General features: G+C 49.8%; 1 protein-coding gene. It reads left to right on the forward strand.

Translation table 11 applies throughout. The features are described from left to right. Window positions 1-733: hypothetical protein (locus tag MRX98_RS21680; protein ID WP_246915218.1), on the forward strand; the 733-nt coding region annotated here is incomplete at its 5' end. Window positions 734-1602 lie beyond the last annotated feature (869 nt).

A 1602-nucleotide genomic window follows, 5' to 3' on the forward strand; every position in this document is an offset into this window, starting at 1 on the left:
CTTCAACAGGGCCATCGGTGCTCGTGCCTCGGCCATGGAGCACCTGGTTCCCGAGATGATGTTCAGCACTGAGGACGACCCCGCCCACGGCATCAGCGCCGTCAAGGCCCTGGCCCTGGCCGCCGAGCAAGGTCAGCGGATCTGGACCATCACCAGCGACAACCTGGATATCGCCTTGCCATCTCTCAGCCTTGCTACCGAGACCAAAACCGACATCCGCAATGCTGTGCGCGCCGGCAAGGTGGTCACCGCCCACGAGGCGCGGATCAACTTCCATGGGTGGATCGGGGAAGGGTATATGGTGATCGATCCGAATACCGGGGCCGGGGCGTATATGATTGCAGGGGGGAGTAATGGTGGGTTCATCATCTTTGCTCAAGACTATACGACTAACCTGAACATGTCTATGGCATTCTTTTTCGTGGGTGTAACAAAATTGACTCGTACAATACTTGGGCTGTTCACCTCGGGTGCGGTAGCTAAAACATTCGGAACTGTAACAGTATTAGATTTGCTAAGATCTTTGCCGAAAGGAGGTATAGCAACCTTAAATGGTGTTGGTGGAACAATTATTGCGGTGGCATTAAATGTTTTCATAAATACTATAGTGGCAGGTGCTGCCTTAATTGGTGGCATTGGGTTCGGCTCGTTAATTTCAGCATTTCCTGTTTTTGGCACCGATCAGAATATTACCGACTGGTGGGTTGATTTTTGGTGGGATTTGCTTCACTAAGATTGCAGTTCCGAGTATTAAGGTGATTTGGCGAGGAATCTTTATCATGTTTGAGAAACGTTATACCTCTTGGATGAAAAGAACTAATCAGATGTGGAAGATATGGGTGTTTGTATCTTTCTGCGTGTTCTCGGCGATAATTCTGATGGTATCGATTTGGGCTTTTAATAACCCGGGCAACACTTTGATGCAAAGACTAAGTCTTGATGCATCGAATCTGATATCCAGCTTCGCGGTAGTCGCACTTTTTGGATTTCTATTTATCGGCTTTTCTTTGCGCTGTCCTTCGTGCAAGTGCATGATCGCTTATTGGATAATGAAGACGATAAGCGTCAACCAATGGTTCATCGCATTAATTTCACTTGATCAATGTCCTGTTTGTGGATTTAGGGGTTGTGAGAACGCCGACTGCGGCAAGACAAGGGTGTTACGTAAATAAATACGAAGCGAATCACGGGGAATCATGAGGGGCATTCTATATCCAAATTCCGGGGACATAAATTCCATAAATTCCGGGGACACCATACTTAATTGTCGGCTTGGCAAAACGGCTATGATGGCAATGGGGACGGCAGATAATCAGTTACCATAGTGTTATTGCGCTGACCTATAGACCCTGTGCCACGTAAAACCAGTTCTGGCGGACCCGTCGCTTCGTATCTATTATCGACGAGTCGAAATGCTCGAAAGATAGAAAAGCGGCCATGAACCTGATGGCCCAGGGCGGCATCCCGGTCACCGGCATCACCCGGGGCGGGCAAATCACCCACATCCGCTTCGAACACGTGTGGGCCCAGGCCTGGGTCGATTACTTTCCCGGCCGGGGCATGACACACCAGACCGGCGACAGCTGGATCCCCATGGACGCA

This window comes from Desulfatitalea alkaliphila, from assembly GCF_022968795.1.
GTDB lineage: Bacteria > Desulfobacterota > Desulfobacteria > Desulfobacterales > Desulfosarcinaceae > Desulfatitalea > Desulfatitalea alkaliphila.